This is a genomic window from Neoalteromonas facilis, assembly GCF_002807665.1.
Classification (GTDB): domain Bacteria; phylum Pseudomonadota; class Gammaproteobacteria; order Enterobacterales; family Alteromonadaceae; genus Alteromonas_E; species Alteromonas_E facilis.
This window is the reverse complement of record NZ_PEAY01000001.1, coordinates 703,587-719,718: the sequence shown is the minus strand read 5'-3', so window position 1 is coordinate 719,718 and position 16,132 is coordinate 703,587. Positions and strand designations below refer to the sequence as shown.

The following is a 16,132-nucleotide window of genomic DNA, read 5'->3' as shown; positions in this document are numbered from 1 at the left end:
GATTTGTGATTGTTTTCACAATTGATTAAAATAAAAATGCTTAATCAATAATGAGTTATCAAACAACCTGAACAAATTATACTCAAATATTGGCGGAGCGAAATTGACAAAAATTTAGATTTTGGATTAGAAAAACTAATCCTTTTGTAGCATAATCTTCACGTTTACCTTTTCTGAGACAACTATGAACCGTCGCTTACCTCCGTTAAACGCACTGAAAGCGTTTGAGGCCGCCGCTAGACACCTAAGTTTTACTAAGGCTGCTGATGAATTATTTGTTACTCAGGCCGCTGTGAGCCATCAGATAAAATCATTAGAAGATTATCTGAGCATGAAATTGTTTTTGCGTAAAAATCGCACCCTATTGCTTACAGAGGAAGGGCAGGGATATTACTTAGAGTTGCGTGAAGCATTTCGGCATATGCAAGATGCGACGGAACGATTGTTGGCTAAAGGCGCTAAAGGTGCTCTCACGGTGGCAACGCCGCCTAGCTTTGCCAGTCAGTGGTTAATACCCAGGATCAGTCGTTTCTCGATACAAAACCCCGATATTGATGTGCGCATTAAGGCGGTTGATCATGACGAAGGGTTTTTGCAAGCAGATACAGATATCGCGGTTTATTATGGGCGAGGACGTTGGTCGGGGTTGCATGCTGAGCCGTTGCATGCAGAATACCTCACGCCGCTCTGTTCACCTATGTTGCTTACGGGCAATAAGCCGCTTGAAGTGCTAGAAGATTTAAAGTTTCACGTCCTTTTGCATGATTCTAGCCGTGAGGGGTGGAGTAACTATTTACGCCAGTTTTCAGTAAAAGGGGTTAACGTAAATCAAGGGCCAATGTTTAGTCACTCAATGATGGTGCTACAGGCCGCTGCATTGGGCCAAGGTATAGCACTAGGGAATACGATTCTGGCTCGCCCTGAAATCGATGCAGGGCGCTTAGTCGCACCGTTTGCTGAAAAGATAAAAAGTAAGGATAGCTTTTACCTTGTGTGTGAAGAAAGCCAAGTCGAGTTGGGTAAAATAGCGGCGTTCAGAGAGTGGATCCATAACGAGGTAGAACAAGAAATTGATGCAATGCTTTAACGTACCAAAAGGGAAATCAATCCATAAGCAAGTATTGCTTGCCCATGGTGCAGGGGCGGGTATGCAATCGGATTTTATGCAACACATAGCCCGTGAACTCAGTGAAAATGGTGTTACAACATGGTTGTTTGATTTCCCCTACATGCAAAAAGCTCAGGCGCTTGGGAAAAAGCGCCCTCCCGATAGGGCACCTGTGTTGCTGGATGCATTTTCCACCGCGATAGGAGAAGTGACTTCAAGTCGTGCGTTTGACCCTGACGTTCCCTTTTATATTGGTGGCAAATCGATGGGCGGGCGTATCGCGAGTCTATGGGCGTCTGACGATGAGCTTGTACTCCCGGAAAATGTTTCATTAGCCGGTGTTATTGCGTTAGGTTATCCTTTCCACCCACCCGGTAAACCCGAAAAGTTACGCACCGAGCACTTATCTACTTTGCGCTGCCCCATGTTAATTGTGCAGGGTGAAAGGGATACATTTGGCAATCAATCACTGGTTTCCGAACTAGTATTACCCGATATCGTGTCGTTGTTATGGTTAGCGGATGGCGATCACAGTTTTAAACCGAGAAAAGCGTCAGGTTTTTCTCAGCAGGCGCACATTGCGCAAGCCGCAGATTGGATAGCAGCATGGTAAATCAACGTAAAACAGGCGCGTTAATTCTCGCTGTTGCTGCAGCTGCCGCAATGCTGGCGGTCGCGATGGGGGCTTTCGCGGCTCACGGGCTTAAGGCATATATCAGCGTAACAGCATTGAATACAATTAAAACAGCGGTCTTGTATCAATTTATCCATAGCATCGCAGTTATTCTGTGCGTGCTATTGGCAGGGCAACCTCATTGGCAAAAGCAGGCTACTTTGCTGATTAACAGTGCGCGCTTGTTCTTATTGGGTGTTGTACTGTTCAGCGGTAGCTTGTACGCATTGAGTTTGTTTGAATGGCGTTTTATGGGGCCGATAACACCCATAGGCGGTTTGGCCTTTATTGCCGGCTGGCTATGCCTGACGTGGTGTGGATTGCGTGGTTACAGGGATATCAATGACAACTAAATATTGCTCGTTACTTGCCTACTGCCGAGCCGGTTATGAAAATGATTTGGCGGCGGAATTGACCCAAATGACTGCCCAATTGGGTGTGTATGGTTATCCGCAGGCTAAGGCTGGAGACGGATATGTACAGTTTATACTGCATGATGATTCAGCCCATCGTTTTGTTAAGCAATGCGCGGTCAGCGACATTATCTTTGCACGTCAACTGTTCGTTTCATTTTGCACTATCGAACCCTTTCCCAGTGAACATCGTGTTGAGGCGGTGCTCGATGGCATTGCAGAGGCTGACCTCGAGGGTTTAAGCACAGACTTAAGCAAGTTTATGTTTGGCCAGGCTGTTGTTGAATACCCTGATACGGAATCGGGTAAGCAAGTCGCGCGGTTTGCCAAAAAATTTGCTGTACCGTTACGACAAGCTTTGCGTAAACGTGGCTTACTGAGCAAAACAGCGCGTAACGATATGCCTTGTTTACATGTATTCATAGACGACTTCGCACGATGCTTCCTAGGGTATTCGTTGCCTCAGCAACATAGTCCCTATCACAATGGCATCCATCGTTTGAAATTTCCTAATGAGGCGCCGAGCCGTTCAACGCTGAAGTTAGAAGAGGCTATTTTGGACTTAGTCACACTGGAGCAACAGCAAATGTTGTTCAGAGAAGGCGCCAGAGCGGTGGATCTAGGAGCTTGCCCTGGCGGGTGGACTTATCAGCTAGTTAAACGAGGCATGCACGTTGAAGCTGTTGATAACGGCGCAATGGCTGAGTCCTTGATGAAAACAGGTCAAGTCAGTTACTTTGCCGCAGATGGTTTCAAATACAAACCGCAATATGGCAGTGCTCAGTTATTGGTGTGCGATATGATTGAACGTCCGGATAGGGTGGCTCAATTGATGCAGTCATGGTTAATCAAGGGCTATGCGCAAGCCGCCATATTTAACCTAAAACTGCCAATGAAAAAACGTTTTGATACTGTTTCAGGGCTTCTGAGTGAATTAAAAACGGCGTTGAAAGGGCGTTTTATTATCCGATGCAAGCAACTTTATCATAACCGCGATGAAGTCACCTTGAGCGTGATGCCGAAAGAATAAACACGCTCCATTTCGGGGTTTTACAGCGAATAGACAAGTTTTTTTCTGTTTTAGTGCAAAAAAAGTATAAATGTCATGCAGAAATCCTATATAATCCCCGCCGTTTTTTTCCTTGAACCAATAACGAAGTAGGGCTATGTCAGACTTATCCAAATACAGAAATATCGGTATTTTCGCGCACGTTGATGCCGGAAAAACCACTACGACCGAACGTATTCTTAAACTTACCGGTAAAATCCATAAAACTGGTGAGGTACACGACGGTGAATCAACAACCGACTTCATGGAGCAGGAAGCAGAGCGTGGTATTACCATCCAGTCAGCAGCAACGACCTGTTTCTGGAAAGATCACCGCTTCAACATTATCGATACTCCTGGACACGTTGACTTCACTGTTGAAGTATACCGTTCACTTAAAGTATTAGACGGTGGTGTTGGTGTATTCTGTGGTTCTGGTGGTGTTGAACCTCAGTCAGAAACTAACTGGCGTTATGCTAACGAATCTGAAGTAGCTCGTATCATCTTCGTTAACAAACTAGACCGTATGGGCGCGGATTTCTATCGCGTTGTTGGTCAGGTTAAGAAAGTATTGGGTGCGAATCCACTCGTTATGACATTGCCAATCGGTATCGAAGATGACTTCGTTGGTGTTGTTGACGTACTAGAGCGTAAAGCGTACGTATGGGATGACTCTGGTCTTCCAGAAAACTACGAAGTACAAGATGTTCCTGCTGACATGGTAGACAAAGTTGAAGAGTACCGTGAACAGTTGATCGAAACAGCGGTTGAACAAGACGACGACCTAATGATGGCATACATGGATGGCGAAGAGCCGTCTATCGAAGACATCAAGCGTTGTATCCGTAAAGGTACAATCAACCTAGACTTCTTCCCAACATTCTGTGGTTCAGCATTTAAAAACAAAGGTGTTCAAAACGTTCTTGATGCGGTTGTAGATTACCTACCAAGCCCGACAGAAGTTGAACCTCAACCTTTGACTGATGAAGAAGGTAATGAGACTGGCGAGCACGCACTAGTATCTGTTGATGAGCCACTTCGTATGTTGGCGTTCAAAATCATGGACGACCGTTTCGGTGCATTAACATTCGTACGTATATACTCAGGTAAGCTTAACAAGGGTGACACCATCCTTAACTCAGCTACCGGTAAAACTGAGCGTATTGGCCGTATGGTTGAGATGCATGCTAATGAGCGTACTGAACTTTCATCAGCGCAAGCAGGTGACATCCTAGCTGTTGTTGGTATGAAGAACGTTCAAACAGGTCACACACTATGTGATCCTAAGCACCCATGTACACTTGAAGCGATGGTATTCCCAGAGCCAGTGATCTCAATCGCAGTTGCGCCAAAAGATAAAGGTTCAACTGAGAAGATGGGTATTGCGATTGGTAAGATGGTTGCAGAAGATCCTTCTTTCCAAGTTGAAACTGACGAAGATTCAGGTGAAACCATCCTTAAAGGTATGGGTGAGCTTCACTTAGACATTAAAGTAGACATCTTGAAGCGTACTTACGGCGTTGAATTGAACGTAGGTCAGCCTCAGGTTGCTTACCGTGAAACTATCACTCAGCCAGTTGAAGATAGCTACACGCACAAGAAGCAGTCTGGTGGTTCTGGTCAGTTCGGTAAAATTGATTACCGCATCCGCCCAGGTGAGCCTGGCAGTGGCTTTAAGTTTGAATCAACGGTTGTTGGTGGTAACGTTCCTAAGGAGTACTTCCCTGCAATCGAAAAAGGCTTTAAGTCTATGATGGAGCAAGGTGTTCTTGCTGGTTTCCCTGTACTAGACGTAGAAGTTGAGTTGTACGACGGTGGATTCCACGCAGTTGACTCATCTGCAATTGCGTTCGAAATCGCAGCGAAAGGTGCATTCCGTCAGTCGATTCCTAAAGCATCTCCACAATTGATTGAACCAATCATGAAAGTTGACGTGTTCACTCCAGAAGATCACGTTGGTGATGTAATCGGTGACTTGAACCGTCGTCGCGGTATGATCAAAGACCAAGAAGCGGGTGCAACTGGTGTGCGTATTAAAGCTGACGTACCACTTTCAGAAATGTTCGGTTATATCGGTCACTTGCGTACTATGACTTCTGGTCGTGGTCAGTTCTCAATGGAGTTCAGCCACTACTTGCCTTGCCCACAAAACGTGGCAGAGAAGGTAATTGAGGAAGTTAAAGCACGTGACGAGAAGAAGTAAGCTGACTAATCAGTTTATGTGTTAAATTTAAAAAGGGCCTCTCGAGGCTCTTTTTTTATGGTTGTTTAAACGCAAACGACTGTGCAATTGGCGTGGATACTAAGCGTATTTCTTGACTGCGCGAGCTAAGCGTTTGCGCTTCAGTTTGAGCCCTTGGCATACTGATCGGTCGTCTTCTGTTTGTCTACTTTTGTATTGGTTCTGCACATAGGCGTAGGTAATATCAGCGAAGAGTTGGCGAACATCGCGTGGCAGGCGCGTGCGTATGTCATTGAGGTAATCGTTTGCACCACGCATGTTGCGCTGATCACGCGTCAACAACTCGACTAATTCGCAGCTACGGCGGTACTCATCAGCTATTGGATTTTTAGGTCGGTTGCGCAGTTGAGGCAATATGTAGAGCAGCATCAAGAACGCAATAAATAACACTACACCCACGCCAATAGCGCTCAATTTGCTAGCGGTTAATTCGCCAAACAGCTGTTTCAACAAATCATATTGCTGTTTGCTGTCAAATCCAAGGATCCATTTGCTCCATTGATAATCCAACTGCGCAAACCACATGCGTATTTGGTTGAACATCTCAATGTTCTTTAGTCGGGCTAGTGACAGTGGAGAATCTTCAAGGAAACTACCTTCATCACGCATTGCATGCTCTAAACCAAAATCAATGCGCCCTGGCGATACCCAGGCGGTTGGGTCAATGCGTAACCATCCGCGCTCATCCAGCCAAGCTTCAACCCAAGCATGGGCATCATATTGATGTACGCTGATCACATTGGGGGTTAGCTCTTCACCCCCTTGATAGCCGGTCACCATCCGCGCAGGAATTCCGGCTAAGCGTAAAGTATAAGCAAATGCACTGGCATAATGGGCGCAAAAGCCCGCTTTATGATCAAACAAAAAGCGATCAACCGGATCATTGGGCATGGGCTGTGGTTTTAAGGTGTACCTAAAATTCTGATCAAGAAAATACTGACGCATATTTTCAATAAAGGCCATGTCGTCTGGGTACAGTTTACGTTGCTCTGCGACCCATTCGCGTGTTTGAGGGTTGCCAGTTTTCGGTACAAGTAGATTTATGCGGGAATCTACGCTGGCTAATGTTTGATTCAGTGGCATTGTGTAATACGACTGAACTTGATAACTGAAAGGTGATACTAAAGGGCGAGAAGCGATGAGTTGGTATTCATGTCCGTGGCGGATACTGATGTCGTTGCTCGTGGTCGCTTTAGGAATATCTAAACTGAACAGCCAGCGTTGATGACTTGGCTCTGCAATGATTTCATAGTCAAAAAAGTCGCCTTCAAGGACCGGAGAGAAGGCGTGTCCCACCTGTTGATATTGTTGGTTCAGTTGCCGCCTTGAAGGACTGACTGACCAAGTTTTTCCATCAAAATTTTCAAGTGTCATGACACGCCAGTAGCGGTAAAAGTTTGAAGGCGGTGTGTCAGGGAAAATGGCCCGAAATGCCAGCTCAGTCGATTGACTAAGTTCAGCGAAATCGCCCGCTGTGACCGAGTCAGAGAGACCGGTTTTAGCGCCTTTTCCTGTAGGCATTTGCCACAGTGGTGGAAGTTGAGGCAGTACTAAAAAAAGCAATACAGCTATTGGTAAAGCTTGGCCGACTAACAGGCCTGTCGAACGTAGATTGCTAGATAGACGAACACTCGGTGCATTGTAACTAAACAGCGCAACCAGAATTAATAGCGTAATACTGAAATAAATGATTGAGTGAACAATACCTTGTTCAAAGATAAAGCCGCAGCCGGTTAAAAAGAGTAGGGTTGCCGCGAGTTGGCGAATATCCTTGTCGTTATTTATTCGCATCAGTTTGAAGGCGCAGGCCATGACCAATAAGTTCACCATGGTGAGCAATAGCCCCAACGACAGGCTAAACCAAGCAAGCGCTATAGCCGCAAGAACGGCGAGCAAATTGATACTTCGCATTGACATGGGTTGATGCGCATGGCGAAAAAACAGCACATAACGCATCACCGTAACGCAACCCGCTAGGATTGAAATCCAAATCAGCAATGGCGTAAACAGCGTCGCCGTGATTAGTGCATAGGCCGTTGCCAGCAGCAACATGCAGAGACTACGCTCTAAACGCTGTGGAGACATTGTTACGCTATTGGCAAGCAGCATCATGCGATATTCTCTGGTCTATTCGGGTAACAAGCTAATGCTTTAAGGCAATCAGTGCGATGCGCATCACCTTGGCTGGGTGCAATGCTATAGTTGCCCAGCTGCAACCCAAAACAGACATTTTTCTGGCTACATTGATTAATTTGGAAAGCCAACTGAGACAGTGCTAGCTCTACCGCATCCGAATCGACGACAGAAAGTTTGAGCCACCCTACAACCGCTGTATTTGAAGAAAACTGTTTACTTAACCATTGTTGCTGCTTCGCCACTTGTTTCCAGGCAACCCGATGCAAACTATCGCCTACAACGTAACTTTTTAACCCATCAAAATCCTCGGTACCTGCACTTTCCTGCAATCCGGAACCTTCATCATTGTCACTGGCTTGATTGTATAATTTGACCGGGCATGGCACTGGCTTGGGGTAGACGAAGATATGGCGATCAAAATCCAAATGTGTCCAGCAGCGGTATATCCCGAGCGGGTAGTAGCTTTCAATTGTCAGTCGCGGCACGCGATATATGCCGCGTGTTGGCAGCTGCATGCTGATCTCGCCAGTGGTATCGGTATCACAATCAATCGAGTGGCGCTCTTGATTATTGAAGGATGATACATAAATGAGCCCGTGTGCAGTCTTTGTGCGCTTCGACGCATTGCTATCAAGCCGAAGTATGGCGTGATCGCCAGCATATCCGGGGCTAATCGCATTTAGTTTGAGGTTCAAACGCACAAAGTTCCAGTAGCTGGCATGCAGGTTTATGAGGAGTAAGCCAACCAATAAAAAACACAGCAATAGCATTAAATTATTTTGATAGTTTGTGCCTAATAGGAATAAGCACATACACAACACGATGAACAGCCAACCAAAACGGCTGGGGAAGATAAACACACTTCTCATGTTCAGTTCATGCGTATGTTTAGCCGGTATTCGTCGGTCTAGCCAAGTGACTAAACGGGAGTGAAAATGTTTTTTGATTGAACCAATCACAAACGGACTAAATAGCGCTTAAGCTGCAATAGGGTCAACGGCTGCTAGCAGCTTTTCACTGACTTGATAGGATAGGTCTGCTTCAGCGTTTGGCGTGCGCAGACGGTGCTCCGCTACGGCAGAAAATATATTCTGTACGTCTTCAGGTAACACGTGATCGCGCGCATTCATCCATGCCCAGGCTTTGGCGGCTTTTAGCAAAGCTTTACTGGCTCTCGGAGACAATGGGTTGGCAAATAAACCAGAATCTCGACTGTGGTTTACAAGGCGCAAAATATACTCAATGACAGCATCTGCAACGTGAATGGCGTCTGTCTGCTGCTGCCAATTTTGTAATTCTGCAGCAGTACTAACAGCTTGAATGCCTTCATTCACAGTGTTTCTGAGCATTTGTTTTTCCGCTTGCCAGTCTGGATACCCTAGCGTTATTCGCATTAGAAACCGATCGAGTTGAGATTCAGGAAGCGGGTAGGTGCCTGATTGGTGCATCGGGTTTTGTGTCGCAATAACGAAAAATGGATTCGGTAAGGCGTGGGTTTCACCATCAAGGCTGACTTGTCTTTCCTCCATAGCTTCTAGCAGCGCGCTTTGCGTTTTGGGACTGGCACGGTTAATTTCGTCTGCTAGTACCACCTGATTAAAAATAGGGCCAGGGTGGAAGGTAAACTGTTGCTTATGAACATCAAATACATTTGCCCCTAGCATATCAGCCGGCAGTAGGTCTGATGTAAATTGAATACGTGAATAATCCATCCCAAATAGGTTGGCTAATGCATGAGATAATGTGGTTTTTCCCATGCCGGGTAAATCTTCAATCAGCAAATGGCCATGGCTGAGTAAACAGCATAAAGCCAATTTAATCTGTTGAGGTTTTCCTATTATCGTCTTTTCTAACGCCGCAATCACTGGCGAGATAGTTTTGTTCATAGCATGCCCTTATCGGTAGTACTAAAACTGTAGCTGAAATTTCATGCCATATCAGGGTTTTCATTTAATACCGAAGTATAAACTGCATGGATTACTTGGTTGGATTACTTGAGATGAAAAAATAGGACAAAGACATAGAGATAGTCATGATTTTAAAATTTTCAGGGCATATAATAAGTCGCGATATTTGATAAGGATTTGCATGAAAACAATAACAATTGATGATGAACTTTATGCGTATATTGCTGCGCAAACCAAATACATCGGTGAAGATGCTTCAGACATCTTAAGACGCCTACTATTGCCCGATACGGAGACTGCACCACAATCTGTAGTCGACGCGAGTGAAGAGCCGCAGCCAACGGCTAGCACGGATAATGCAGTTTCAGCAGAATCGAATGTTGATGTTGTCGCCAAACCCGCAGAAACCGAAAATGGGGCAGTGTTTGTGCCGGAAGCTACTGCGTTAGCGGGGTGCTCAACTGTGGTAGAGCGTTTTTTACAGTTACTGAGCGGTCTACATCGTCATCATGCTGCAACATTTGAAAGTGTATTATCAATCCGTGGTAAAGGGCGTGATTACTTCGCTACGTCAAAAGAGCAATTGCTCGCAACGGGTAGCAGCACTAACCCGAAAGCGATCCCAGAGAGTCAGTTTTGGGTCGTAACCAATAACAACACCGGTAAAAAAGCGGCTATCTTAAGACAAGTAGCAGAAGTCTTGAATTACACACCATCACAACAAGATGTCATCGTGGATGCTTTAACCCAATAAAACAACACAACTAAGGAACGGAACTATGGCGCTTCACCCTCAGGCTGGTCAACCTGCTGACCCTAAGCAGTTAATCAATGTCGCTAAACTTGTCAGTGATTATTATGCTCTCAGGCCTGATGTTGAAGACCCTAATCAGCAGGTTACATTTGGCACCTCTGGTCACCGTGGCAGTGCAGCGCTGTGTTCTTTTAATGAGTCTCATATCGCGGCAATATGTCAGGCGTTGGCAGAGTATCGACAAGTACAAGGGATCACCGGACCTTTGTTCATGGGAAAAGATACTCATGCATTGAGTGAACCCGCGCATATTACGGCCCTTGAAGTGTTGGTCGCAAACGGCGTAAATGTGGTTATTCAACAAGCAAATGGTTTTACACCAACGCCCGCAATTTCGCATGCAATATTGTCCTTTAATAAAGGTAAAGCAACGGGATTGGCCGATGGTGTTGTGATAACGCCTTCGCATAATCCGCCAGAAGATGGAGGCTTTAAATATAACCCTCCTCATGGTGGGCCAGCAGATACGACAGTGACTAACCTTATTCAGGCGCGCGCAAACGAATTGTTGGGTAGGCAGAATACGGATGTGAAGCGTATATCGGTTTCACAAGCACTGAATTCGCCGTTGGTATCGCAAATTGATTTTGCCCAAGCATATATTGAAACGCTTGATGAAGTCATTGATATGCAAGCCATCAGCAAGGCGGGTGTCAATATGGGTTGCGACCCTCTTGGTGGGGCGGGCGTTGAATATTGGGATCGGATTGCACAGCATTATGGATTGAATATTGATGTAGTGAATAGCCAAGTGGATCAGCGTTTTGCCTTCATGCGCAGAGATAAAGACGGAAAGTTGCGCATGGATTGTTCGTCGCCTTACGCGATGGCAGGTTTGATCGACATGGCGGACAAGTTCGACGTTGCTTTTGGTAACGATACTGATTTTGACCGCCACGGCATCGTAACGCCCAGTGCAGGTCTTTTAAATTCAAACCACTACCTAGCCGTCGCAATCGACTATTTGTATCAACATCGCCCGCAGTGGCCTGCTCATCTGAAGGTCGGCAAAACGCTGGTGTCATCCAGTATGATTGATAGGGTCTGCGGCAACTTGGGGCGCTCTTTGGCTGAAATGCCCGTTGGGTTTAAATGGTTCGTAGATGGCTTAGCTAATCAAACGATAGGTTTCGCTGGCGAGGAAAGTGCTGGCGGGATTTTTTTACGGCGTGATGCAACACCGTGGGCAACGGATAAAGACGGCTTTATTATGTGTCTGCTCGCGGCTGAAATGATTGCGGTTACCGGTACAGAGCCAGGTGTTCGTTATAAGCAATTAACTGAATCTTTCGGTGAACCTAAATATACACGTATTGATGTGGCGGCAGACTTAGCGCAAAAGCAGGCATTGTCAAAAATGCAGGCCGATGTGATCACCAGTGACACACTCGCAGGTGAAGCGATCACGCAGGTTCAAACCCATGCACCTGGCAATAACGCTGCGATTGGTGGCGTTAAAGTGTCTACCGAGAACGGTTGGTTTGCTGCGCGTCCTTCGGGCACTGAAAATGTGTACAAGATTTACGCTGAGAGTTTTCTGGGCGAAAGTCACTTGCAGAATCTGGTAGAGGAAGCGCAACAACTCGTTGATAAAGTGATTAAATAATCAATCTGCAACGATTTATTTTGCAATCGTATTCATACGCTAAATGTTAATTTAATGTTAAATCTGGCTAAAAATTGCCCAAAAGCGGTCTGCATTTACATTTATTTAACAATAAATCGAAATTTACGCTGCTATATTGATTCGTATTCGACGACTTGTTTGTCATTTTTATATGAAAATGTCTTTTACGGATGAGATATCAATATGAGCACAAAAGTTAAAGCGGCAACGTCTGCCACATCGCGTAAAGCCAAAAAAGCAGAATCTGCTGAGTCTATGCCGGTCAAGTTAGATAAAGCGGCATTGAAAACATCTATTGTTAAGCATCTCCACAGTTCGTTAGGTACTGACGAAAATAAAGCGAACAATCATGCTTGGTGGAAAGCAACCTGCGCGGCTATTCAAGAGTTGGTGCTTGAAGGATTGCGTAAGACACAAAAAGCTCACTATTTTAATGACACGCGAGCAGTACACTATTTCTCAGCCGAGTTCTTAATGGGCCGTTTGTTGTCCAACAATATGCATAACTTGAACTTGTTTGAGGTTGCTAATGACGCATTGACCGAATTAGGCGTGAACCTTTCCGATGTACTTGAGGAAGAGCCTGACATGGCGCTGGGCAATGGTGGTTTAGGCCGATTAGCTGCGTGTTTTATTGATTCGCTTGCAACCATGGAAATGCCAGCCATTGGCTACGGGATCCATTATGAGCATGGTTTGTTTCGCCAGGAAATTCGCAACGGCGCGCAAATAGAGCGTCCTGACAGCTGGCGAGACTATGGCAATCCGTGGGAGATCTGCCGTCCAGAGTCGATCCAAGAAGTATCTTTGTATGGCTATGTCGAAACGAAATACGGCGATAATGGTCGCATTCAAAAAGAATGGCACCCGGGCAGCATCGTGAAAGGTGTGCCTTGGGACATTCCGGTGGTTGGCTATGGCGGTAACACGGTGAACGTATTGCGCCTGTGGCAAAGCCAGTCTTCAGGCTATTTTAATTGGGACGTATTTAATGCTGGCGGGTATGTCGATGCGCAACGTGAAAATGTGCAAGCAGAAACCATTTCTAAAGTCTTGTATCCCAACGATGAAACAGAAGCCGGCAAAGAGCTACGATTGATCCAGCAGTACTTTTTCTGTGCCTGTTCATTGAAAGACATCATACGTCGCTACAAACGCGCTCACGGTGATGATTGGAGCCGATTCACCGATCAAGTCGTGATCCAATTAAACGATACGCACCCCGCTATAGCCATTCCTGAACTGATGCGAATATTAGTCGATAGAGCGGAATTAGATTGGGATAGCGCATGGGATATTTGTACTAAGACCTTCGCGTATACCAACCACACACTATTGCCAGAAGCGCTAGAAAAATGGCCTGCACGTATGTTGGAAAAAATACTGCCGCGCCATTTGGAAATTATTTATGAAATCAATCATCGCTTTATGGCTGATGTTGAAAGGCAGTGGCCAGGTAATAATCAAATCAAAGCTAAGCTGTCGATCATAGAAGAAAGTAATGAGAAGATGGTTCGAATGGGCCACTTGTCAGTTATTGGTTCTTTCCGCGTAAACGGTGTTGCTGAGATCCACAGTAAGCTCGTGAAGCAAAACTTGTTTCCAGAATTTGATCAATTGTGGCCAAACAAACTGACTAACGTCACCAACGGAATAACGCCACGTCGCTGGCTTAAAGCGTGTAACCCTGCATTGTCTGAACTCATTGACAAAAAGATTGGTCATGACTGGCCGCTGCACTTGGATAAATTATCTGAGTTAGCAGCATTTGCCGATAATAAGGCATTCCAGAAACAATTTATGCAAGTGAAACAGGACAACAAAGTCGCGCTGGCAAACACTATAAAAGAGCTTACGGGGCTAGAGGTGAATACCAATGCCATATTTGATGTGCAAATTAAACGTTTGCACGAATATAAGCGTCAGCATCTGAACCTGTTGCATATTTTGGCTTTGTATCGCCGTTTGTTGGAGAACCCTGCATACGATATTCACCCACGCGTATTTATCTTTGGTGCTAAGGCTGCACCGGGTTATGCGTTAGCGAAGGATATTATTTACGCGATTAACAAAGTCGCAGACAAAATAAACAATGACCCCCGAGTGAATCAAAAACTTCAGGTTGTATTCCTGCCGAACTATCGCGTTTCGTTGGCCGAGAAAATGATCCCTGCAGCAGATGTTTCAGAGCAGATATCGACTGCCGGAAAAGAAGCGTCAGGCACAGGGAACATGAAACTTGCGCTAAACGGTGCTGTGACGGTTGGTACGTTAGATGGTGCCAATATCGAGATTGCTGAAGAAGTGGGTGACGAGAATATCTTTATTTTCGGCTTAACGGTCGATGAGGTCGCGGCACTAAAGCGACAAGGATATAGTCCTGATGATCACTATTATCGGAACACTGAAATAAAGGCGATCTTAGATTGGCTCGAGAGCGATTATTTCACGCCGGGAGCGCCAGGTGAGCTAGCCTCGATTAAGCAAAGTTTGTTAGGCGGTGGAGATCCTTACTTATGTCTTGCTGATTTTGAATCTTATTCAAATGCTCAGAAAGCGGTGGATGAAGCGTATCGCGATAAATCTCGTTGGGCCAGAATGGCGATTATGAATACGGCCATGATGGGTAAGTTTACATCAGATCGTTCAATTCGGGATTACGTTGATAGGGTATGGAACTTAACAGCCTGTAATGTAGAAGATTGATGAACAGTGAAAAAAGGCGGTGATACCGCCTTTTTTGTATAAAAAATAAACACACAAAATACTAATGCTAGTCAAAGCAAATATTTGCCTTTACACTGCTCCCAGAATCCTTAGAGACCCGTTGTTTTCTTGAGTCGTATACATCCCAAATTAAACGCCATTCCTAACCGCTTCGCGTTTATTAATTGCATTGAACAGTGTGCTGAGCAATATGATGCTGTGTCTATCATGCTTATCGATGTGGTGCGCTTTTCTGACGTAACAACCAGTTTCGGTACGCATATTGGTGATGAGTTTTTACTGTCTATTGCCAATCGCATAGGGTTATTGTTCAAAGACGCGAAAGTACTTGGCCGCGTCAGTGGGGATGTGTTCGCACTATTGTTTGAAGGGCACATGTCTCGCAATGAGTTGATGCAAAAGTTCGAACACTTGGTTGAACATTTTAAAACACCGATTCAGCGCGCTGACCACTCGTTTATTGCCGATTTCAATGTGGGCGCTGCGGCGTGTAAGACTCAAAAATTTGAAATAACCGATTTTGTTGCGCGAGCTGAAGCTGCGCTAAAGCAAGCTAAACAAAACAAGTATGAAAACTTTGCCTATTTAGCTGATCGCAAAGAGCAAGTAAATGCCAGAAGTCTTACGCTAAAAGCCGATCTCCAACGGGCGCTCGATAACAATGAACTAGAGCTTTATTTTCAGCCAAAAATCCAACTCGACAATTTGAAAATCGTCGGTGCAGAATGCCTTTTACGTTGGAACCATCCACTCGATGGGGTGCTGTTCCCAGGTCCGCTCATTGAAGCCGCGGAATCCTATAACATGATGAATGAGCTCGGCTACTGGACAATTGAGAATGCGTTTAAACAAATGCGTCGATTTGCACAGTCGGGTATAGAGTTGTCTTTGTCAGTTAATATTTCACCCACTCAGCTCTACGATTCGCGCTTAGTGTCGTGTTTACGGCAGTTCTCTGAAACCTATGAAATTCCATTGGCTCAATTCGAACTTGAATTAACTGAAGACGTAGCACTTTCAAACAGTTTGATGGTAAAACGCCAATTAGACGAATTGCGTCACTTAGGCTTGTCGATTTGCATTGATGATTTCGGTAAAGGGTATTCGAACCTTTCCTACATCCGAGAGCTAGCTATCAACACACTCAAAATAGATAAAACCTTCGTACTCGAACTGCACGACGATAACATCAATAAAGCGATTATTCAGGCAGTTAAACTGATTGGCGATGCTAAGGGCTGTAAAGTTGTGGCTGAAGGTATTGAGTCTGTTCAACATCTTCACATTTTGCGCGATGTGGGTATCGAACAAGGGCAGGGTTTCTTATTTACACGCGCATTGCCTTTTGATGAATTCATTGCGTTTGCCCAGCAGGATATTTCTGTTGGTACATCGCCACTTCAAACTAAACGTCTTTCGTCTTAACGCTTACATCTC

The 16,132-nt window shown here is 45.3% G+C and carries 12 protein-coding genes; 9 read left to right on the top strand and 3 right to left on the bottom strand.

Annotated elements, in window-relative coordinates; translation table 11 throughout:
- Window positions 1-184 precede the first annotated feature (184 nt).
- The 5 genes from CSH93_RS03250 to fusA all read left to right on the top strand — a co-directional run bounded on the left by CSH93_RS03250 (window position 185) and on the right by fusA (window position 5,445).
- Complete coding sequence (locus CSH93_RS03250; RefSeq protein ID WP_100641774.1) at window positions 185-1,087, top strand: transcriptional regulator GcvA; 903 nt, start codon at window positions 185-187, stop codon at window positions 1,085-1,087.
- A complete protein-coding gene (locus CSH93_RS03245; RefSeq protein ID WP_100641773.1) occupies window positions 1,074-1,721 on the top strand; it encodes an alpha/beta family hydrolase in 648 nt (215 codons plus the stop codon). Before CSH93_RS03250 ends, CSH93_RS03245 begins: the two co-directional genes overlap by 14 nt.
- Complete coding sequence (locus CSH93_RS03240) at window positions 1,715-2,134, top strand: DUF423 domain-containing protein (RefSeq protein WP_100641772.1); 420 nt, start codon at window positions 1,715-1,717, stop codon at window positions 2,132-2,134. The genes CSH93_RS03245 and CSH93_RS03240 overlap by 7 nt, the downstream gene beginning before the upstream one ends.
- A complete protein-coding gene (rlmM, locus tag CSH93_RS03235; RefSeq protein ID WP_100641771.1) occupies window positions 2,124-3,224 on the top strand; it encodes a 23S rRNA (cytidine(2498)-2'-O)-methyltransferase RlmM in 1,101 nt (366 codons plus the stop codon). The genes CSH93_RS03240 and rlmM overlap by 11 nt, the downstream gene beginning before the upstream one ends.
- A gap of 136 nt (window positions 3,225-3,360) precedes the next feature.
- The gene (gene fusA, locus CSH93_RS03230) at window positions 3,361-5,445 is read left to right on the top strand and encodes an elongation factor G (protein ID WP_100641770.1); all 2,085 of its coding nucleotides are present in this window, start codon (window positions 3,361-3,363) and stop codon (window positions 5,443-5,445) included.
- A 99-nt stretch (window positions 5,446-5,544) separates the two neighbouring features.
- Here fusA and CSH93_RS03225 read toward each other — a convergent pair whose 3' ends face one another.
- The 3 genes from CSH93_RS03225 to CSH93_RS03215 form a co-directional block, all read right to left on the bottom strand.
- Window positions 5,545-7,596 (bottom strand): transglutaminase TgpA family protein, encoded by a 2,052-nt coding sequence (locus tag CSH93_RS03225; protein ID WP_100641769.1) that lies wholly within the window; start codon window positions 7,594-7,596, stop codon window positions 5,545-5,547.
- A complete protein-coding gene (locus tag CSH93_RS03220) occupies window positions 7,593-8,489 on the bottom strand; it encodes a DUF58 domain-containing protein (protein ID WP_100641768.1) in 897 nt (298 codons plus the stop codon). Before CSH93_RS03220 ends, CSH93_RS03225 begins: the two co-directional genes overlap by 4 nt.
- A gap of 108 nt (window positions 8,490-8,597) precedes the next feature.
- Entirely contained in the window at window positions 8,598-9,506 is a 909-nt protein-coding gene (locus CSH93_RS03215) for an AAA family ATPase (RefSeq protein ID WP_100641767.1), read from the bottom strand.
- A gap of 202 nt (window positions 9,507-9,708) precedes the next feature.
- On the opposite strand from CSH93_RS03215, the gene CSH93_RS03210 reads away from it, so the two are divergent.
- From CSH93_RS03210 to CSH93_RS03195, 4 genes are all read left to right on the top strand, one after another.
- Window positions 9,709-10,281: a hypothetical protein gene (locus CSH93_RS03210; RefSeq protein WP_100641766.1), complete on the top strand. Its 573-nt coding sequence runs from the start codon at window positions 9,709-9,711 to the stop codon at window positions 10,279-10,281.
- A gap of 25 nt (window positions 10,282-10,306) precedes the next feature.
- Window positions 10,307-11,947, top strand: coding sequence for a phosphoglucomutase (alpha-D-glucose-1,6-bisphosphate-dependent) (pgm, locus tag CSH93_RS03205; RefSeq protein ID WP_100641765.1), 1,641 nt, complete (start codon window positions 10,307-10,309; stop codon window positions 11,945-11,947).
- Window positions 11,948-12,223: 276 nt separating this feature from the next.
- Window positions 12,224-14,674 (top strand): glycogen/starch/alpha-glucan phosphorylase, encoded by a 2,451-nt coding sequence (locus tag CSH93_RS03200; RefSeq protein ID WP_420807241.1) that lies wholly within the window; start codon window positions 12,224-12,226, stop codon window positions 14,672-14,674.
- Between the two features lie 129 nt (window positions 14,675-14,803).
- Entirely contained in the window at window positions 14,804-16,120 is a 1,317-nt protein-coding gene (locus CSH93_RS03195) for a putative bifunctional diguanylate cyclase/phosphodiesterase (RefSeq protein ID WP_100641763.1), read from the top strand.
- Window positions 16,121-16,132 lie beyond the last annotated feature (12 nt).

Excerpts from the sequence above, each read along its gene's own strand:
- CSH93_RS03250 (WP_100641774.1), top strand. The coding sequence starts at position 185 with ATGAACCGTCGCTTACCTCCGTTAAACGCACTGAAAGCGTTTGAGGCC.
- CSH93_RS03245 (WP_100641773.1), top strand. The coding sequence starts at position 1,074 with ATGCAATGCTTTAACGTACCAAAAGGGAAATCAATCCATAAGCAAGTA.
- CSH93_RS03240 (WP_100641772.1), top strand. The coding sequence starts at position 1,715 with ATGGTAAATCAACGTAAAACAGGCGCGTTAATTCTCGCTGTTGCTGCA.
- rlmM (WP_100641771.1), top strand. The coding sequence starts at position 2,124 with ATGACAACTAAATATTGCTCGTTACTTGCCTACTGCCGAGCCGGTTAT.
- fusA (WP_100641770.1), top strand. The coding sequence starts at position 3,361 with ATGTCAGACTTATCCAAATACAGAAATATCGGTATTTTCGCGCACGTT.
- CSH93_RS03225 (WP_100641769.1), bottom strand. The coding sequence starts at position 7,596 with ATGATGCTGCTTGCCAATAGCGTAACAATGTCTCCACAGCGTTTAGAG.
- CSH93_RS03220 (WP_100641768.1), bottom strand. The coding sequence starts at position 8,489 with ATGAGAAGTGTGTTTATCTTCCCCAGCCGTTTTGGTTGGCTGTTCATC.
- CSH93_RS03215 (WP_100641767.1), bottom strand. The coding sequence starts at position 9,506 with ATGAACAAAACTATCTCGCCAGTGATTGCGGCGTTAGAAAAGACGATA.
- CSH93_RS03210 (WP_100641766.1), top strand. The coding sequence starts at position 9,709 with ATGAAAACAATAACAATTGATGATGAACTTTATGCGTATATTGCTGCG.
- pgm (WP_100641765.1), top strand. The coding sequence starts at position 10,307 with ATGGCGCTTCACCCTCAGGCTGGTCAACCTGCTGACCCTAAGCAGTTA.
- CSH93_RS03200 (WP_420807241.1), top strand. The coding sequence starts at position 12,224 with ATGCCGGTCAAGTTAGATAAAGCGGCATTGAAAACATCTATTGTTAAG.